The sequence below is a fragment of the Citricoccus parietis genome (genome assembly GCF_042433045.1).
GTDB classification, from domain to species: domain Bacteria; phylum Actinomycetota; class Actinomycetes; order Actinomycetales; family Micrococcaceae; genus Citricoccus; species Citricoccus parietis.
The window spans coordinates 171,037-189,543 of record NZ_JBHLWH010000039.1 but is presented as its reverse complement, the minus strand read 5'-3'; the positions used below and the strand labels follow the sequence as shown (position 1 = coordinate 189,543).

Here is an 18,507-nt window from a genome sequence, read left to right as displayed (position 1 = left end):
GTGCCCGACGGCGTCAGGCCGGCAGCGCGGCGCTGAGACGGGGGACCGCCCTGGCCACCGGGCCGGGCAGCTCTCCGAACGCCGTGACCTCGACAGGCTGGCCGCGCCGGGTGGACCTCTTCCAGGTCCCCACGGCGTGGCCGCGATGCAGCACCGTGCCCTTGAACACCCCATTGCGTCCGGGGACCACGAGCGTCTCCTCATCCCTCGTCAGCACCGCGGAACGGTCCTGGTAGCCGAGGACGATCTCATCGAACCCGGGCAGCAGGACCGGCGCGGCGGTGGCCCGGGCCCGCTCTGCGTGCCGGTCCGGCAGGTCCGGGACCATCCAGTGCTTCCGCCCGTCCACGTCCGCGGGCAGCAGGTCCGGCTGAAGGTCCGCCAGTGCAGCCCGGGCCTGGGTCTTGCCGATCTTGGACCACCAGCAGAAGTCCTCCACGGTGGCCGGGCCGTGGGAGCGCAGGTAACGCAGCAGCAGTTCGCGGACGCCGTCCTCCCGGCCCGGCTTCCGGCCTGGCGTCCGGCCACGCATTCGACCAGAGGCTTGACCGGAGGCGATCCACTCCGTGGCCAGGACGATGCGTTGTTCCCGCCCCTCGGTGGGGCCGAAACACAGCACCCCGCGCAGGGCGAGGAAGAAGATCAGGTGGTACCCGCGTCCCTCATCCACTGACAAGCCCTCCTGGGTGAACCGGTCCAGGAGCTCCGAACGGGTCAGTCCCGGACCTGCCAGGGCTTGAAGGGCGGCTGACTCGGCCCGGTCGAGCACGTCCGCGTCCAGACCGAGCTCCCGGCGGCGCCGTTCGCTCGCCTTCAACGTCTGGCCCGCAGTGAGGTCCAGGATCCAGCCGAGGTCCTCGGCCGCCACGGCGAACAGGGTGCCGCGCATCGGCCAGGACCGGACGATGCTCCCCGCATCGTAGACCTCGCGGACCGCTGCGGTGGAGCGGTCCACGCTGCGCAGGGCCAGGGACACGGTGGAGCCCGGGTAGTCCTGGCCCTGGGTGCACGTCAGCCATCGCGCCGCCTCGGCGGCAGTGGGCAGCGGATCGATCAGCCCCTGGGAGATCAACCGCATCCGCGCCACCTGTTCGGAGCTGAGAATCAGCATGCCCCCTCCTTCGCTGGGGACAGTGTGCCACGGAGCCCTAGGACTGCGCCGACTGCCGCTGTTGTCGGCACCATGCCTGAGGAAAGGCTGTGAATCCCCCGGTGCCCGGCTGTGCACCGATTGACCTGGCTCCGCCCGCGGTGAAGACTCGGGACATACCCGAGCGGTCACCCCGCCACGGGCAGACGCCACAAAGGAGACGACATGAAACGATTGATCACCCTCGGCATCGGCGCGGCCCTCGGATATCTCCTGGGCAGTCGCGAAGGACGAAAGAACCTCGACAAGTTCGCCAAGAACGCGCAGAGCTTCTGGAACGACCCGAAGACCCAGGACCAGGTGCAGAAGGCCACCCAGAAGGCCACCAGTGCCGTCAAGGACCAGGCCCCCGTGATGGCGGACAAGGCGGCTGGCCTGGCGGACAAGGCCACGGACGCCCTGAAGGACAAGGCGCCGAACCTGGCGGAGAAGGCGGACAAGGCCAACGCCGCCGCCCACTCGGCCACCGAGAAGGGGGCCAACGCCGCCCAGGGGCTGGCGGACAAGGCCTCCGATGCCGCAGACAAGTCCGCCGGCAAGCACGCCTCCGGTGACCAGTCCGTCACCAAGGATTCCGACACCCCGGCGACCGGCTCCGATGCGAATGCCTCGAGCGGGAACACCAACGTCAAGGACGCCTCCGGAGACGTGGTCTCCGATCCGTCCCAGTCCCTCGAGACCGAGGGCGGCGGACCCGGACGCTACTGATCCGGCACCGTCCCACCACGCACCGGAACCCCGGTCCCCGCTTCAGGGGGCCGGGGTTCCTGCATACCCGGTTGCCGCCACGGTCCCGGGCTGACAATCGGCCCGACGCCGGCCCGCAGCCTCAGGCGTGCGCGCGGTTCCGCAGTGCGAACCCGGAGCCGTAGTGGTTCTGCGGCAGGTGGTCGCCACGCCCGAAGAGTTTGTGGCGCATGGTGCCCTCGGCGTACTCGGTCTTGTAGCGACCGAGCTGCTGCAGCTCCGGGACCACATACTCGACGACATCCTCGAAGGTGCCCGGGGTGATGTGGTAGGCGAGGTTGAAGCCGTCCACGTCGGTCTCGTCCTGGATTCGCGCCAGTTCCCGGGCCACAGTCTCACCGGAACCGATGATGACCGGGCCGAAGCCGCCCACGCCGCACCACTCCGCGAGCTTGCGGACGGTCCACTCGATCGAGTCGTCGCCGGAGGCCTTCTTGAAGGTCTCCACGGCGGACTGGATCGCGTTGGACTTCACGTCCCCAATCGGCTCGTCGAGCTCGAACTCGGCCAGGTTGATGCCCATCCAGCCGGACATCAGCACGAGGCCACCCTCCACGTCGATGTACTGCAGCAGGTCTTGGTACTTGGCCTGGGCCTCCTCGTCGGTGGCGCCGGTGACGATGGTCTGCATGGACATCACGCGGACGTCGTAGGGATCGCGCCCGGCCTCGACCAACGCCTGGCGGATCTTCGCGGTGGTGCCCTTGATCAGGTCATCCGTGGGCGAGTTGATGAACACGGCCTCGGCGTGCTTGCCGGCGAAGGCCCGGCCGCGGGTGGAGGCGCCGGCCTGGTAGATCACCGGGGTGCGCTGCGGGCTGGGCTCGGTGAAGGCGATGCCGGGGGTCTTGAAGTAGGTGCCCTCGTGTTCGATCCGGTGGACCTTGGACGGGTCGATGAAGACCCCGGACTCCTTGTCGTTGACGACCGCGTCGTCCTCCCAGGAGCTCTCGAGGAGCTTGTACACCACATCGAGGTATTCGTCGGCGTGGTTGTACCGCTCGTCGTGCTCCATCTGGTCTTCCTGGCCCATGTTGATGGCGGCGGAGGGCAGGTAGCCGGTCACCACGTTCCAGCCCACGCGGCCCTCGGTCAGGTGGTCCAGGGTGGCCAGGCGGCGGGCGAACGGGTAGGGGTGCTCGTAGGCGGTGCCGGCGGTGACCCCGAAGGTCAGGTTCTTCGTGACGGCCGCCATCGGCGGGACCACGAGCATCGGGTCGTTGACCGGGACCTGGGTGCCGGCCTTGAGCGTGGCCTCGTCCGAGGCCCCGTAGACGTCATAGGGCCCGAGCACGTCGGCGATGAACAGGCCGTCGAACAGGCCCCGTTCCAGGGTCTGGGCCAATCCGGTCCAGTAGCCCAGGGTGTTGTAGTCGCGGGCGCGGTCCTCGGGGTGGCGCCACAGGCCCGGTGACTGGTGGGCCACGCAGTTCATGTCGAAGGCATTGAAGAGGATCTCGCGCTTGCCGGTGGCGGTGGTGGGCACGCCCTCCGGGAGATCGTTCGATCCATGGGCGTTCTCGTTGCTGGGGACAGACACGGTGGTGCTCCTTCCATCGGTCCTGGCGGTAGCACCTGTCCGGTTGCCCGGTGGTTGCTGCGGCGTCATCGAGCCAGATCTCTCAGCCGCTCTGGATGGGTACCCATCGATTCCACCACACCTTCGGTCGCGACCCCAACCGGGGTTCACGCGGAGTCACCCGGCGTGTCAGCTCGAGGCGAGGACCACGATCGGATCCGTGGTCGGTGCCTCGGACCCGCCGGCCGGTTCCACGGTGACGGCGAGCGCCGCGTCCGCCGGAACGTCCTGCATCCGCACGAGGGCGAGGCCATCCTGGACCTCCAGCAACCCGGCCGGCTGGGGCGCCGCCTCGCCCTGGATGGTCCACATCTGGTAGTCGCGGCCCTCGGCGGGAGCCGGCAGGCCCCGCGCGGCCAGCACGGTCTCACCGGACGGGGCGCGGGCCACCTCGACCTCACCGCCGCCGGTCACCGGGGACTCCAGCCGTTCGGCCCCGTCCACCTGCAGGATCTGCTCGATCGCCGTGAGCTGGTCGCCCTCGGTCACGCCGCCCGTGGGCGCCCACGGCTGACTCACCACCACGGCCACGGCGACGGCGGCGGCCGCGGCGGCCGAGACCGCCCCCACCCACCAGCGGCGCGCGGTCGGCCGGCGTCGGGCACGGTGGCCGTCCAGATCGGCGACGCCGGCTCGCTCGGTGCCGACGCCGGAGCCGGTAGTGCCGGATCCCGCTGCGGGCGAGGCGTCGCCGTCCGCGGCAGGCCGCGCGTCCTGACCGGTCCCGGCCACGGCCGAGAGGACACGGTCCCGCAGGTCGGCGGGAGGCTCGGCCGGTGTGCTCACCGCCAGGCGGGCAACGGTGCTGTTGAGGGCATCGGCCCGGGCACGGAGCTCAGGGTCTGAGCCGAGCTGCTGCTCGATGGCGCGGCGATCGTCCTCGTCCACGGCGTCCAGGGCCCAGGCGGCGAGCAACTCCGCGTCGAACTCGTTCTTGATCTCGTTCTCGTTTCCGTTCGTCATGCTCCCACCCCCAAACAGTCCTGTAGTCGTTGGAGCGCACTGCGCATCCGGGATTTCACGGTGGCCAGTTTGGCCCCGAGTCGTTCAGCGACCTGCCGGTAGGTCAGCCCGCCGTAGTAGGCCTGCGTCACGGCCTCGTACTCCAGGCCGGTCAGCGTGCCGAGGCATTCCGTCACGCGCTCCCGGTCCTCCGCCGACTCCACGGCCTCGGAAACGTCGTCCCGGTCCCGCTCGAACCCGGCCACTCCGGCCCGTTCCTCCCGGTCCCGGCCGGACTGGGTGGAACGGATCAGGTCGACGGCCCGGCGGTGGGTGATCGAGCAGACCCACCCGACCACGGATCCGCGGTCAGGGTTGAAGCGCTCGGCGGAGCGCCACACGTCCACGAGGGCCTCCTGCGTGACGTCGGCCGCGAGGTCGGCGTCACGCACGATCTTCCGCGCCAGGCCGTAGGCCGAGGGGGCCACGGCATCATAGAACGCGGCAAAGGCCTCCTGGTCTCCAGTGGCACTGCGCTGGAGCAGGCCCACCAGGTGGGCGTTCCGCTCGCGCGCGGCACTGCGGCCGGGTCCGGTGCCTGCAGTGCTCGTCATGGATCCACCCTAACCGGGCAAGGGGCCAGGATCGGCTTACCTGTCAGGGGCGTCGCTCAATATGGGTGGTCTCTTCATCCGCATGGCTCCTCCTGTGCTGGCCCGGTGTTGGTCCGGTGGTGGTCGGTCCGGTGGCCTGCTCGACCGCCGGGTGCTGTCTGGTGTTCGGAGCCGACGGCCCTGCGGATGGGTCGGCTTCAGGCCTCGTCGGTGGTGCCGGTCTGGAGGTAGGGCACGGTGCGCGTCCCGTTGACCTCCCAATCGCCCACCATCCGGGCCATGAACACGGCCGGATCGTGGCTGGCGATGGTCCGGGCGTTGCGCCAGTGCCGGTCCAGCTGCAGGTCCGTGCTGGTGGCGGAGGCACCGAGCGTGTCGAAGATCCGCGTGCACGTGTCCAGCACCAGCTTCGGCACCATCACATGAGCCCGGTGGGCCGTCAGGGCGGCGCGGTGCATCGCCTCGTCCGCGGCGCCGTCGCCTTCCGGCTGCTCCAGCCCGACGGCGGCGAGTGCCAGTGCCGCATCCAGGTCCCGCCCGGCGGCGCGCACGAGCTCCTCGGCGGTGGCCTGCTGGGCGGAGAGCTCGCCGATGATCCCCAGCAGCTGGTCGTCCTCGCGCGGGGTCAGTCCGCCCCCGGTGTTCGGCGAGCGTCTCCGCCGCCGGGTCTGCTCCACGCCGTCGCGCAGCGCGGCCCGTCCGATGCCAGCCAGCAACGCCATCAGGGTGGACTCGTGGTGCAGCGGGACCGGCCCGTCGGCCGGCGGCAGCGCCAGCAGCTCCTCGACGCCGGCCCCGTGGAACTCCATGGTCCCCGTCCCGGTGAGTCGCTGGCCGAAGCCGTCCCAATCGTCCTTCACCGTGATCCGCGGTTGCCGCACCCGCACCACGGCGAGCGCGACGTCGGCCCGCTGGGGGCCGCCCCGGCCGCCCGAGCCGGCGGCCGGCGTCGTGTCCTGGAATCTGGCACGCTGGGATCCGGTGGGGCGGGGCAGGACCTTGCGCCGGACAGCGCGGGACACGCTGGGGTCCAGCCGGACGCTCGCCAAGGCCCACGTGGAGAAGATGCTGCCAGTGGTGTAGTACTTGCTGCCGCTGATCAGCAACTGCCCCGCCTCGTCCGGGGCCACGGTGGTCCCGAGCCCGCCGAGCGGTGCGTCGCGGCCCTCGGACAGGGCGCTGCCGGCCACCTCTCCCTCGGCCACGCGCCGCAGCCAGCGGTCGCGGACGGTGCGGTCGGGCTGGGCCAGCAGGTGCTGGACGAAGCTGAGGTGGCTGCGCACCAGGTGGGCGGTGTTGGCGTCCACGGCGGCGAGATCCATCAGCAGCCGGAAGGCGTCCTCCTGGCTCGCCCCCGCTCCCCCGGCGGATTCCGGGACGCTGACGGCGCCCAGACCCTGCTCGCGGAGTTGTTCGAAGGCCGCGAAGGGCAGGTGGCGGCCGGCCTCCCGGGGCAGCTCCCCCTGCCCCACCTCGGCGAAGGCCGGGGCGAAGCGGGCGGACAGGGCGGTGTAGCGGGACGGCAACGTACTCGTCATGAGAAAGGCTCCATCGGTCCTGGCGGTAGCACCCTGGCCCCTGACGGGCGGGTTGCTGCGGCGTCGACGAGCCAGATCTCTCGGCCGCTCTGGATGGTGGTCCCCTCCATCAAGCCGGGATCTGCCCTCCACTGTCAAATGCACGGCCCCAGGAAACCCAGGAATGCAGAGCGTCACACGGCGTCATCTTCGGCCGGTTCAGCGCAGAAAATCGGTTCCGCGAGGTTAAACCCCGCTCATGAGACGGGAGATGACCTGGCGTTTCGGCGAATTCTTCCATCACTCGTCACACTGGAGCACTGATAACCATCCAGAGCGGCCGAGAGATCTGGCTCCGTGACGCCGCAGCAACCTCCCGTATGACCTCCGGGAAGGTGCTCATGCCAGAACCGATGGAGCGTGATTCACCGTGACTGCCCTTGCCGAGTCCCTGCCCGGTTCCAGCGTCCTCACGGCGCCGCCGGCCCAGACCACCAGCCTCGCGGTGGAGTTCCGCGACGTCGGCCGGTCCTTCCCCGCCATCGACGGCGCACGCACCGTGTTGCGGGACATCAACCTCTCCGTTAAGCCGGGCGAGGTCCTGGCCATCCTCGGTGCCTCCGGTTGTGGCAAGTCCACCCTGCTGCGCGCCGTGGGCGGCCTGGACAGCGGCAGCACCGGGCAGATCCTGGTCGGCGGGTCCGCCGTCCGCCCCTATGACTCCCGCACCGCCGTCGGATTCCAGGAACCCCGCCTCATGCCCTGGCGCACCCTCCACCAGAACGTGTCCCTGGGACTGCCCCCGGGCATGGGACGGGCCGAGGGCCGCGAGAGCGTCGACCGGCTGCTGGAACTGGTGGGCCTGGCCGAGCACGCCAGCCTGCGGCCCCGGGAGGTCTCCGGCGGCATGGCCCAGCGGACCTCGCTGGCCCGGGCCCTGGCCCGTCGGCCCGGCGTCCTCCTGCTGGATGAGCCGTTCGGCGCGCTCGACGCCCTGACGCGGTTGAAGATGCAGGACCTGTTGCTGGACGTCCATGCCAAGACCGCCACCACCGTCCTGCTCGTCACCCATGACGTGGACGAGGCGCTCCAGCTGGCCGACCGGATCCTGCTGCTCGGCTTGGACCCCACTCAGGGCGCCGGCACCGGAGCTACCACCCGCACCGTGGTCAACGTGCCCGGCGAACGACCCCGGGACCGCGGCTCGGCCGAACTGGCCCGCCTCCGAACCGAGCTGCTCGGCGGCCTCGGCGTGGACGCCCACCGCCGCTAGCCGGCCCCGATTCTCCGTACCCGACCGATCGCCCCGCGCCACCACCCTCCCGGCTCGGGACGCACCGCACCCCTCGAAAGGCACCACCATGCGCTCACGCATCACCCGCTCCGCCGCCGCCCTCGCCATCACGGCCCTCGCGCTCACCGGTTGCGTGGCCGGCGAGGGATCCGGTGGTGAGGCCGCCGAAGCTGGAGGCGGCGGCGAAGGCGGCGAGCTGAACATCGACTACGCCACCTACAACCCGCTCTCCCTGGTCATCAAGGAGAAGGGCTGGCTCGAGGAGGAACTCTCGGACGAGGGCGTCACCGTGAACTGGATCCAGTCCGCCGGCTCTAACAAGGCCAACGAGGCCCTGCGTGCCGAGGCCATCGATGTGGGCTCCACGGCCGGCTCCGCCGCCCTGCTCAGCCGCGCCAACGGCACCCCGATCAAGACCATCAGCCTCTACTCCCAGCCGGAGTGGGCCGCACTGGTCACCACCGCCGATTCGGACATCACCGAGGTCACGGACCTGGTCGGTAAGAACGTGGCGGCCACCAAGGGCACCGACCCCTACTTCTTCCTCATCCAGGCCCTCGGCGAGGCCGGCGTGGACGAGGCCGACGTCACGGTGCAGAACCTCCAGCATGCGGACGGCAACGCCGCCCTGAACAACGGGTCTGTGGACGCCTGGTCCGGGCTGGACCCGATCATGGCCGGGGCCGAGGCCGAGGGAGCCGAACTGTTCTACCGCAACGTCGACTTCAACACCTACGGCTTCCTCAACGCCACGGAGTCCTTCCTCGAGGAATCCCCCGAGCTGGCCCAGACCGTGGTGGACGTCTACGAGCAGGCCCGCGAATGGGCCCTCGAGAACCCCGAGGAGACCGCGGCCATCCTCGCCGAGGTGGCCGGCCTCGAGCAGGATGTGGCCACCACCGTCATCGAGGAGCGCTCCAACCTGGACGTGGACCCGGTGCCCGGCCAGGCGCAACTGGATGTCCTCGAAGTCGTCGGCCCGATCCTGGTGGAGACCGGTGACGTGGCCAGCCAGGAGAACGTGGATCAGGCCCTGGCCGAGATGCTCGAGCCCTCGTTCGCCGAAGAGGCCACCCGGTGATCTCCCACGTCTCCCCCGGACACCTGACCCCGGCATCGCATCAAGCTGATGAGGCGGCAGGGCGCCGCAACCCGGGCGCGACGCCGGCCGGCCCGGGCTCAGGCCCAGGCCCCCGGAACGGCGGTGGTTCCGCCACCGGCCCGGGCACCCGCGGGGCCCTGGGCACCCCGGCCGGCCGGGCCGTCGTCGGGCTTCTCATCCCGGTGGTGCTGGTCATCGCCTGGTGGGCGGCGACCGCCGCCGGGCTGTTCTCCCCGGTGCAGTTGCCCTCGCCGGCCTCGGTGGTCAGCGCGGGGATCGACCTGGCTGCCGACGGGTCCTTGTGGCACCACATCGCCATCTCGGTGCAGCGCGTCCTGCTGGGCTTCGTAATGGGCGGGGTCCTCGGCCTGCTCATCGGCTCCATCCTGGGCCTGTCCACCTGGGCCGACGCCCTACTCGCGCCCCTGATCGGAGCGATTCGCGCGGTGCCGTCGCTGGCGTGGGTGCCACTGCTGATCCTCTGGATGGGCATCGGCGAGGACTCGAAGGTGACATTGATCGTGATCGGCGCGTTCTTCCCAATCTTCACGAACGTGTATGCGGCACTGAAGCACGTGGACCCGCACCTCGTGGAGGCCGGCCGCGCCTTCGGCTACCACGGGCTGCGCCTGCTACGCACCATACAGTTGCCCGCCGTGGTGCCCTCCGTGTTCTCCGGGCTGCGGCTCGCGCTGGCCCAGGCATGGCTGTTCCTCGTGGCCGCGGAGCTCATCGCCTCCTCCATGGGGTTGGGCTTCCTGCTCACGGATTCGCAGAACAATGGCCGCACCGACCGTCTGATCCTGACGATCATCCTGTTGGCCGTCATCGGCAAGATCACGGACGCGATCCTCGGCCTCGTGGAGCAGCGGGCGATCCGCCGCTGGTCCTGAGCTCCTCGCAAGTTGATGTTCGCCTGAGGGTCCTACAATGACGGCCGTGTCCTCTTCTGAGCTTTTCCAAGAACCGTCCCGAACACCCTCCCGATTCAGCGAGACGCCCCTCGACTCCGAGTCGAAGACCCTCCGCGCCGCCGGAACGTGGACGGGGCAGCAGCAGACGCGGGTGAGCGTCCGCGAGTTCGAGTTCACGGTGGACGAGCCCGAGGCGGTGGGCGGCCGCAACGAGGGCCCCACCCCCATGGAGTTTCTCGCCGGGGCGGTGGATGCCTGCATCACCGTGACCGCGGAGCAGGTGGCTGCCCGGCGCGGCCTGGAGCTGACCGGGATCAACACCTATTCGCTCGCCCGGCAGGACCGCCGCGGCCTGGCCGGCACCGCGGACGTCCAGCCGTACTTCCACCGCTACCGGCTGCAGCTGGCCATCGGCACCCCCGAGACGGACGCCACGGCCCTGCGGGACTTCGCGGCCGCCGTCGAGCATTCCTGCCCGGCCGTGAACCTGCTGCGGGACGCGGGCGCGGGCCTGACCGTGGCCTGGACCTTCGCCGGGCGGACCGTGGACCATGATGCCGAGGCCGCCTGCAACCGGGCCCTCGGCTACCAGCCGCGGATCGGCCCCGTGGACGCCCCGGAGCCAGTGTTCACCTGCGAGAACGCCGACGCCGGCCGGGCACCGGAGGCTGGTGGTGCAGCCGGGACGGAGGCCGGCGTCGGGACCGTCACGGACGGGACCCGCGCGTGACCGCCGCCGGACTCTGGACCGTGGCGCTCGCCCTCGTCTACACCGCCTTGCTCGTGGTCGGCGGCCGGATCATGGTCCGGCGCCAGGAGACCGGCAAGGGCGGATTCTTCGTGGGTGGGCGCTCCTTCGGTCCGTGGACTGTGGCCTTCTGCATCACCGGGCTGTTCTCCGGCTCCTCCTACATCGCGATCGTGGAGCTGAGCTACCGGACCGGGATCTCCGCCGTCTGGTACGGCGTGGCGGAGACCGTGCAGATCCTGTTGATCGCGCTGCTGCTGGTCAAACCGCTGCGGGAGAAGCTCGTGGTGACGGTGACCGGCATCATCGGGGACCGCTTCGGCCGTGCCGCGAAGGCCATCGGCTCGGTCATCACCGGGCTGACGTTCCCCATGTACTCCGTGGCCACCACCATCGCGTTCGCCTCCGCCTTGCACGTGGTGACGGACCTGTCCCTGCCGCTGTCTGTGGCCGCCACCGCCGTGGTCCTGCTGGTGTTCCTCTCCGGCGGCGGGATGCGCTCGGTCGGCTTCAGCCAGACCATGAACGTCATCATGATCGGGCTGATGTTCCTCGTCGGCGTCTGGGTGCTGCTCGCCAACCCGGGCTTCGGCGGCGCAGACGGGCTCGTGGCCCGCGCCGCCGAGGCGCCCGAGATGCTCGACCTCTCCAACGCCGGGGTGTCCCTGATCGTGGCCTGGTTCGGCACCTTCATCATCAACGTGCCCCTGGCCCAGGCGGCCTTCCAGATGTCCATGTCCGCACGCACCCCGGAGGACGGCCAGCGGGGCCTGTACCGAGCCGCCGTCCTCGGCATCCCGTTGATCCTGCTGGGCGTGGTCATCGGCGTGGCCGCCGCCCTGGTGCAGCCGGGCGAGGCCTTGCCGCTCGTGGCCATCCCCGAGTACATCGCGAGCGTGGTGCCGCCCTGGGCGGCGGGGATCTTCTTCGTGGGGCTGTGGGCCTGCGCGCTCGGCTGGGCCGGACCCTGCCAGTTCTCCGGGGCCACCTCGCTGGGGAGGGACCTCGGATCGGCGCTGAACCCGGCGGCCTCGGAGCGGCAGCTGGTCCGCTACACCCGCGTGGCCCTGGTCGGGCTGACCGTGGTCATGGTGGTCTTCGCCCTGCTGCGCACCGAGGAGTCGGCGTGGTGGAACGTGATGGCCTGGACCCTGCGCAACGGGGCCACCCTGGCGCCGGTGCTCGCCGCGTTCTTCTGGCCGCTGGCCACCCGGTCCGCTGCGCTGACGGCCATGCTGGCCGGGTTCGGCGTGGGCATGAGCTGGTACGCGGCCTCCGGCTTCCACGCCACCGACTTCTTTCTGGGCATGCACCCGGTCTGGGTGGGCATGACCGCCAACCTGCTGGGCATGGTGCTCGTCTCCCTGGCGCAGTCGCGGTGGCGGCTGGTGGCGCCCGGCCGGGAGCGCCAGCGCGGGGTCACCGCGATCATCGCGGCCGGGCTGATCGTGGTGGCCGCTGCGGCATTGTGGCCCTGGCTGGTGCAGTTCGGGCTGGTGGGCCTGGCCATGCTCGCGGCCATGATCACGGTCTTCGTGGCGGTGGTCCTGCTGACCGAGGGCACACCGGCGCCCGACGCCGGCCCGGACCCCGTGGATGAGGCCGTCCCGTCCCGCTCAGAGCCGGCTTCCTGACCGGCGGAATCCTCGCCTACCGTGGTCATCACCACCGCACGCCAGGAGGACCCCGTGAACGACCTGATCCCGACTGAGCCCGTTGGCGCTCCGGTCACCGACACGCCCACCAACACCGTCACGGACCCTGCCGCCGTGGCGCGGGTGCATGAGCGCCTGCTGGTCCCGAACTTCCCGCCCCGTGAATTGGTCTCGGTGGAGGAGCTGCTCGAGGACGTCGCCCGGGGCTCGGCCACGGTGCGCGTGGTCGGCGAGGCGTCGGACCCCGTGGCCGTGGCCATCATCGCGACCTTCGCCGACTCCCCGGCCGTGCTGCTGAGCTATGTGGCCATTCGTGCCGACCAGCGCGGGCGGGGCGTGGGCACGGCGCTGCTGTCCGGGCTGCTGGCCGGCATCACCGCGGACGCGGAGGTCTCGGTGGTGCTCGCCGAGGTGGAGCACCCCGACCATCATCAGGCCCACCCCGTGCACGGGGACCCGGCGGCACGGCTGCGGTTCTATGCCCGGCTCGGTGGACAGATCCTGGACGTGCCCTACTTCCAGCCGCCGGTCGACGAGACGCAGGACGCCGTCTACGGCATGCTCCTGCTGGTCCTGGCCGCGCCGGAGCGCTTCGTCCGCGGGCAGCGGCTGCTGCCGGAGGCGGGACTGGCCGCAGCCCTGAAGGAGTTCATGGCTGGGACCGATCCGGAGCGGTATCCCGTCGGCTCCGTGCTGGAGGCCGCTGGCCATCCAGAGGGCGTCCGGATGCTGACCGTCGAGGAGCTGGGCCGCGCCCCGGTGGCCCACCGCCCGTGAGCCGACCGCAGGACCTCTGCCGGTGTCCCTGACCCTGGCCCCGCACCGCCGCGGGGCTACTGCATCCGGGTGGACTCCGCGTCGATGAAATGCTGCGCCCGCTGGAGGGTGTGCGAGGAGTAGGTGCCGCCGGCCCGCGCGTCGAGCAGGACGGACTGTTCCACGTCCACGAGCTGGCGGCGCAATTCGCGGTGCTGCTGGGCGTGACCGTCCGGATCGTCGTCATTGACCATGGCGGCCAACGCCTCCGTGGCGGCCAGGCCCCGGCTCCGGGTCCGCTCCAGCACCTCGGGGGCGAAGGGTCTGCCGTTCTCCCGCCGCAGTGCCTGGTTGTCCAGGAAGGCCTCGCGGGCGGCGATGATCTCCTCGGCCAGGCGGGTGACCTCGCGGCCCTCGGCCTCCTCGTTGGTGCCCTTGATGCCGAGGACGCGGATCAGCAGGGGCAGCGTGCCGCCCTGGACCACCAGGGTGATGATGGCGACGGTGAAGGCGATCAGGATCAGCTCGGCCCGGTAGGGGATGTCCGAGGGCAGCGACTGGGCCGCCGCCAGGGTGACGGCCCCGCGCATCCCGGACCAGGCCAGCACGGCACCACCGCGCCACCCGAGGCTGTGGGTGGCTTGGAACTGTGCGTCCGCACGCCACCGCTGCAGCCGCGCCGCGCGGCGTGGATTGGCGTCCTGATCGCCCTCGGCGACGGCTTCCAGGGCCGCGTCCAGCTGCTCGGCAACGCCGGGGATCCGGCGCTGACGGGCCCGGAGGCGGGCGATCAGCGGGACCACGAACAGGATGCGGACCACGAAGAGCATCACGGTGCAGGCGGCCGCGAGGGCGACGGCCATCCACAGTCCCCGGTCGGAGGACTCGGCGTCCGCGACGATGGAGGTGATCTCGAAGCCCATCAGCAGGAACACGCCGTTCTCCAGCAGCAACTGGATGGTCCGCCAGTTGGTGCGGTCGGTGATGCGGTCCACGGCACTGAAGCGTTTGGGCGCCTGATGCCCGGTGATCAGCCCGGCCGCCACCACGGCGATGACGCCCGAGGCGTGCAGGTTCTCCGCCGGCATGTAGGCCAGGAACGGCACGGTCAGCGAGATCGCGGTGGTGAGCACGGGCTGCTGGCGGATCCGGGACCGGGCCCACACCGTGAGGGCACCCACCAGCAGCCCGACCGCCACCCCCGCGATGACCGCGTAGACGAAGTCGCCGATGGCGCCCCAGAACGTGATGCTGCCGGCGGTGGCGGCAATGGCGGTGCGGAGCATGACGAGTGCCGTGGCGTCATTGACTAGCCCCTCCCCCTCGAGGATCATCACCAGCCTCGGCGGCAGCCCCAGCTTCTTGCCGATGGACGTGGCGGCCACGGCGTCCGGCGGGCTGATCACGGCCCCCAGTGCCACCGCGGCGGCGAAGCCGATGTCCGGCAGCACCCACCAGATCAACCACCCGGTGGCGAAGGCGGAGGCGATCACTAGCAGGACGGACAGGGCGCTGATCGTCTCAAGGTCCCGGCGGAAATCCGTGATGGGGACGTTGACTGCGGCCGAGTAGAGGATCGGCGGCAGCGCGATCATGAGGATCCACTCCGGCTCCAGCAGGATCCTGGGCGCGCCGGGGATCAGGCTGCAGGCGATGCCGACGATGACCAGCAGGATGGGTGCGGCCACGCCCAGCTTCGGCGCGAAGAGTGACACGAGGACGATGATCAGGATGCCGGCCACGGCCAGCAGTGCGAATTCTTCCAAGGGGCCTCCCCGTTCCGGTGGCTGGCGTCACCACTGCCCGTCCAGACTAATCCCGGCGCCGTAGCACGGCTTCACCGGTTTGGCCCGGGCCTGGGCCCCGGACGTACAGTGGAATCGACCATCCCGAGCGGCCGAGAGATCTGGCTCTGTGACGCCGCAGCAACCCGTGGTCGACGCCGGCCCCTTTCCGGGCACGGCATCGGCCACCAGGTGCTACCGCCAGATTCGATGGAAAGAAGGTTCTGTCTTGTCTGTTGCCCCGAACACCACCACCGCCGAAACTGGCGCCCTCCCCGCTCCGCTGCCGGGCCCCCTGCCGGACTCTCTCCTGAACTCCGCCGACACCACCGCCCACCCCGGCCGCCCCGCGAACCTGCTCCACGGCGGTCTCGGCGACGGCCACCCGGTGGACGAGGCTGACCGCCTGGCCTTCTGGGATCAGGCCGCGCGCCGCCTCGACTGGCAGACGCCGTGGCACACCACCCACTCGTGGACGGCCCCGGACCCGGAGGCCGAACGCGGCCCGGAGATCCGCTGGTTCGAGGGCGGCACCCTCAACGTCGCGGTGAACTGCGTGGACCGGCACGTGGACGCCGGCCGCGGGGACAAGGTGGCGCTGTACTTCGAGGGGGAGCCCGGCGACCGCCGCGCCGTGACCTACGCGCAGTTGCAGAAGGAGGTCAGCCAGGCCGCGAATGCGCTGACCGAGCTGGGCATCGGGAAGGGCGACCGCGTGGTCGTCTACCTGCCCGTGCTGGTGGAGACCATCGTCATCACCCTGGCCTGCGCCCGGATCGGTGCCGTGCACTCGCTCGTGTTCGGCGGCTTCTCCGCCGAGGCCCTGAAGTTCCGCGTGGAGGACACCGGCGCCAAGCTCCTGGTGACCTCCGAGGGCCAGTTCCGCCGTGGGAAGGCCGTCCCGGTCAAGGCGAACGCGGACGAGGCCGTCTCCGGCGAGAACAACATCGAGCATGTGCTGGTGCTCAACCGCACCGGGCATGTGGACGTGGACTGGGTCGAGGGCCGGGACGTCTGGTGGCACGAGATCGTGGACCGCCAGCCCGTCACGCACGCCCCCGAAGCCTTCGACGCCGAGACCGAGCTGTTCATCATGTACACCTCCGGCACCACGGGCCAGCCCAAGGGACTCGTGCACACCTCCGGCGGGTACCTGACACAGGCAAGCTGGTCCTACGACTACCTGTTCTCGAACCCGGATGTCACCGCGCGGGACCAGGACGTCCACTGGTGCACGGCGGACCTGGCCTGGGTCACCGCCCACACCTACGAGATCTACGGGCCGCTCTCCAACGGCGTCACGCAGGTCATCTACGAGGGGGTGCCCAACGCCCCGCACCCGGGCCGCCACTTCGAGGTCATCGAGCGCTACGGCGTCACCAGCTACTACACCGCACCCACCCTGGTCCGCTCCCTCATGGGCTGGTTCCCCGAGGGCATCCCCACGGACTATGACCTCTCCTCCATCCGTCTCGTCGGCACCGTCGGCGAGGCCGTGAATCCGGAGGCCTGGACCTGGGCACGCACGCAGATCGGCCGGGACCGGCTGTCCACCTTGGACGGTGAGGCACAGGCCGAAACCGGCGACGCCGGCGCACAGGTCCCGCGCGATGGTTCCGTGGGCGTGCCCATGGTGGACACCTGGTGGCAATCCGAGACCGGGGCGACCATCCTCTCCCCGCGGCAGGACGACGAGCGGTTCAAGCCCGGTTGCGGTTCCCGTCCGTTGCCGGGCGTGGACGTGGCCGTGGTGGACGACTCCGGCGCGCCCGTGGCCGCCGGCCTGCAGGGCAAGGCCGTGATCACCCGCACCGGACCGGCCATGGCCCGCACCGTCTGGGGCAATTCGCGGCGCTACTACTCCTCCTATTGGAAGGACTACGCCGAGCAGGGCTGGTTCCTGGCCGGGGACGGCGCGAAGTATGACGAGGACGGGGACATCTGGATCCTGGGCCGGATCGACGACGTCATCAACATCTCCGGCCACCGTCTGTCCACCATAGAGATCGAGTCGGCCCTGGTCTCCCACCCCGGCGTGGTGGAGGCCGGCGTCTGCCCCGTGCCGGACGCCAAGACCGGCCACGCTGCCGTCGCCTTCGTGGTGGCCCGGGCGGGCGTAGGCGAGGAATCCGCCGAGGCCTTGCGCCAGCACGTGGGCACCGTGATCGGCCCGGTGGCCAAGCCGCGGGACGTTGTCTTCGTGCCGGACGTGCCGAAGACGCGCTCGGGCAAGATCATGCGGCGCCTGCTCACCCAGCTCTACGAGGGCACCGCCCTGGGGGACACCACGTCCCTGCAGAACGAGCCGTGCGTCGGGCAGATCGCCGACGTCATGGCCGCCCGCCGCTGAACGGTTGAGTCTGGAGGGATTCACGCAATCAGCCGCATAATGTGTGAATCGCTCCAGACTCAACGAGGCCGGGCGGCTTAGTCGTCGGCCTTGCCGTAGGTCCAGTATGAGGACAGGGACAGCATCCTCCGGTCCACGCCGCGCTCCTCGGTCAGATGCCGGCGCAGGCGCTTGACCATGGACTTCTCCCCATGGACGAAGGCGTGCACCCGTCCGGCGGGCCACTCGGACCGGCCGATCCCCTCCACGGTGGCCGCCAGTTGCGAGCGCCCGAGCCGGTACTCGCCGCCACGGTGCAGCCACGTCACCCCCACGCCCGAGGGCACCGTCAGTTCCCATTCGTCGGCGGGTCCGCCCACCTCGATGAAGGCCTGCCCTGCGGCGCCATCCGGCAGCGCGGCGAGCGCGGCGGAGATCGCAGGCAAGGCCGATTCGTCCCCCACGAGCAGATGAGCGTCTGCGGTCAGGTCCGGGGCGTACTTGCCGCCCGGACCGGCGAAGGCCACCGCATCCCCCACCTGCGCTGCCGCCGCCCAGGGTCCGGCCACCCCGGAATCCCCGTGCAGCACGAAGTCGATCACCACGGTCCCGGCCTCGGTGTCCACCGAGTGCACCGTGTAGGTGCGGCGGACGGGGCGCTGGTGCTTCGGCAGTGACTTGCGCAGCGCCTGCACGTCGTAGGGCGGGGTCAGCCCCAGGGCTGGGTCCACGATGAGGATCTTGACGTACTTGTCCGTGAAGTGGTTGTCCCGGAAGTCGGCGAACCCCCGTCCCCCGAGGGTCAGCCGCTGGAAGTGCTCCCCCAGCCGCTCGGTGGAGACCACGTCCAGGACCACCTGCTTGCCCTTGCGGCGATCCGACGAATCGCGGGTCTCCACCGGCCCCAGCGCCCCGCGCCCTACCACGCCGTCCCGGTCATCGCCGTCCGCGTGGCCGTACTGGCCGTGCTGACCGTGGTCGCTGCGCTCCTGACGCCCGCCGTGCCGGTGGCGCCTGCGGTGGTGGTGGTCGTCCTTGCCGTACTTGTCCCGCTTGCCGCTCTTGCCCACGGTGCCGCCGGCCGCCACCTGCTCGCGCAATCGGGCTGCCTTCAGGGCGTACTGCGCCGCCTTGTACTCGTACTTGGCCACGGCATAGCGTTCCCGGGCCGCACGGTACCGCTCGTACGCTTCCTCGGCGTCCGGCTCGGGGCTCCCGCCCGCCGGCCGGCCAATCCCAGCCGTTGGTCCCGCCGCCGCGTTCGGTGCCGCTGGATTCCCTGCCGCCGCGCTCGCCGTCTCCGGGCTCTCTGCCGTCGGGTGCCCTGCCGTCGGGACATTCTCGTCTGTGCTGCCCATGGGTCCTTCCTGTGGCAC

15 protein-coding genes and 4 riboswitches are annotated in these 18,507 nt (G+C 70.7%); of the genes, 8 read left to right on the top strand and 7 right to left on the bottom strand.

Annotation, left to right across the window (positions count from 1 at the left end; translation table 11 throughout):
- Positions 1-13: 13 nt before the first annotated feature.
- Complete coding sequence (locus ACFFIO_RS13925; RefSeq protein ID WP_378042691.1) at positions 14-1,111, bottom strand: winged helix DNA-binding domain-containing protein; 1,098 nt, start codon at positions 1,109-1,111, stop codon at positions 14-16.
- A gap of 204 nt (positions 1,112-1,315) precedes the next feature.
- Here ACFFIO_RS13925 and ACFFIO_RS13920 point away from each other — a divergent pair, with 204 nt between their 5' ends.
- Positions 1,316-1,858: a hypothetical protein gene (locus tag ACFFIO_RS13920; protein WP_378042689.1), complete on the top strand. Its 543-nt coding sequence runs from the start codon at positions 1,316-1,318 to the stop codon at positions 1,856-1,858.
- A 121-nt stretch (positions 1,859-1,979) separates the two neighbouring features.
- On the opposite strand, the gene ACFFIO_RS13915 is transcribed toward ACFFIO_RS13920, so the two are convergent.
- The 4 genes from ACFFIO_RS13915 to ACFFIO_RS13900 all read right to left on the bottom strand — a co-directional run bounded on the left by ACFFIO_RS13915 (position 1,980) and on the right by ACFFIO_RS13900 (position 6,570).
- Positions 1,980-3,383 (bottom strand): LLM class flavin-dependent oxidoreductase, encoded by a 1,404-nt coding sequence (locus ACFFIO_RS13915; protein ID WP_378042741.1) that lies wholly within the window; start codon positions 3,381-3,383, stop codon positions 1,980-1,982.
- A gap of 64 nt (positions 3,384-3,447) precedes the next feature.
- Positions 3,448-3,539: riboswitch (SAM riboswitch) on the bottom strand.
- A gap of 66 nt (positions 3,540-3,605) precedes the next feature.
- Positions 3,606-4,439, bottom strand: a complete 834-nt coding sequence (locus ACFFIO_RS13910) for an anti-sigma factor (protein ID WP_378042687.1) — start codon at positions 4,437-4,439, stop codon at positions 3,606-3,608.
- Positions 4,436-5,032: an ECF RNA polymerase sigma factor SigK gene (gene sigK / locus ACFFIO_RS13905; protein WP_378042685.1), complete on the bottom strand. Its 597-nt coding sequence runs from the start codon at positions 5,030-5,032 to the stop codon at positions 4,436-4,438. Before sigK ends, ACFFIO_RS13910 begins: the two co-directional genes overlap by 4 nt.
- A 197-nt stretch (positions 5,033-5,229) precedes the next feature.
- On the bottom strand, positions 5,230-6,570 hold the full coding sequence (locus ACFFIO_RS13900; RefSeq protein ID WP_378042683.1) for an acyl-CoA dehydrogenase family protein: 1,341 nt from the start codon (positions 6,568-6,570) through the stop codon (positions 5,230-5,232).
- A gap of 7 nt (positions 6,571-6,577) precedes the next feature.
- A riboswitch (SAM riboswitch) is annotated at positions 6,578-6,670 on the bottom strand.
- 203 nt (positions 6,671-6,873) lie between these two features.
- Positions 6,874-6,969, top strand: a riboswitch (SAM riboswitch).
- Positions 6,970-6,979: 10 nt separating this feature from the next.
- On the opposite strand from ACFFIO_RS13900, the gene ACFFIO_RS13895 reads away from it, so the two are divergent.
- The 6 genes from ACFFIO_RS13895 to ACFFIO_RS13870 all read left to right on the top strand — a co-directional run bounded on the left by ACFFIO_RS13895 (position 6,980) and on the right by ACFFIO_RS13870 (position 13,039).
- Positions 6,980-7,822, top strand: a complete 843-nt coding sequence (locus tag ACFFIO_RS13895) for an ABC transporter ATP-binding protein (protein ID WP_378042681.1) — start codon at positions 6,980-6,982, stop codon at positions 7,820-7,822.
- An 88-nt stretch (positions 7,823-7,910) separates the two neighbouring features.
- Complete coding sequence (locus ACFFIO_RS13890; protein WP_378042679.1) at positions 7,911-8,924, top strand: aliphatic sulfonate ABC transporter substrate-binding protein; 1,014 nt, start codon at positions 7,911-7,913, stop codon at positions 8,922-8,924.
- Entirely contained in the window at positions 8,921-9,838 is a 918-nt protein-coding gene (locus ACFFIO_RS13885) for an ABC transporter permease (protein ID WP_378042677.1), read from the top strand. The genes ACFFIO_RS13890 and ACFFIO_RS13885 overlap by 4 nt, the downstream gene beginning before the upstream one ends.
- 46 nt (positions 9,839-9,884) lie before the next feature.
- Entirely contained in the window at positions 9,885-10,589 is a 705-nt protein-coding gene (locus ACFFIO_RS13880; RefSeq protein ID WP_378042676.1) for an OsmC family protein, read from the top strand.
- Positions 10,586-12,241 carry a sodium:solute symporter family protein gene (locus ACFFIO_RS13875; protein ID WP_378042674.1) on the top strand — a complete coding sequence of 552 codons (1,656 nt, stop codon included), beginning with the start codon at positions 10,586-10,588 and terminating at the stop codon, positions 12,239-12,241. Before ACFFIO_RS13880 ends, ACFFIO_RS13875 begins: the two co-directional genes overlap by 4 nt.
- Positions 12,242-12,262: 21 nt before the next feature.
- Positions 12,263-13,039, top strand: a complete 777-nt coding sequence (locus ACFFIO_RS13870; RefSeq protein WP_378042672.1) for a GNAT family N-acetyltransferase — start codon at positions 12,263-12,265, stop codon at positions 13,037-13,039.
- A 56-nt stretch (positions 13,040-13,095) separates the two neighbouring features.
- Here the strand turns inward: ACFFIO_RS13870 and ACFFIO_RS13865 are convergent, their stop codons facing one another.
- Positions 13,096-14,784: a cation:proton antiporter gene (locus ACFFIO_RS13865; RefSeq protein ID WP_378042671.1), complete on the bottom strand. Its 1,689-nt coding sequence runs from the start codon at positions 14,782-14,784 to the stop codon at positions 13,096-13,098.
- Positions 14,785-14,899: 115 nt separating this feature from the next.
- Positions 14,900-15,019: riboswitch (SAM riboswitch) on the top strand.
- A 12-nt stretch (positions 15,020-15,031) separates the two neighbouring features.
- Between ACFFIO_RS13865 and ACFFIO_RS13860 the strand changes: the two genes are divergently transcribed.
- Positions 15,032-17,152 carry an AMP-binding protein gene (locus tag ACFFIO_RS13860; RefSeq protein WP_378042669.1) on the top strand — a complete coding sequence of 707 codons (2,121 nt, stop codon included), beginning with the start codon at positions 15,032-15,034 and terminating at the stop codon, positions 17,150-17,152.
- A 77-nt stretch (positions 17,153-17,229) separates the two neighbouring features.
- Here the strand turns inward: ACFFIO_RS13860 and ACFFIO_RS13855 are convergent, their stop codons facing one another.
- A complete protein-coding gene (locus tag ACFFIO_RS13855) occupies positions 17,230-18,489 on the bottom strand; it encodes a siderophore-interacting protein (protein WP_378042668.1) in 1,260 nt (419 codons plus the stop codon).
- Positions 18,490-18,507: the final 18 nt, after the last annotated feature.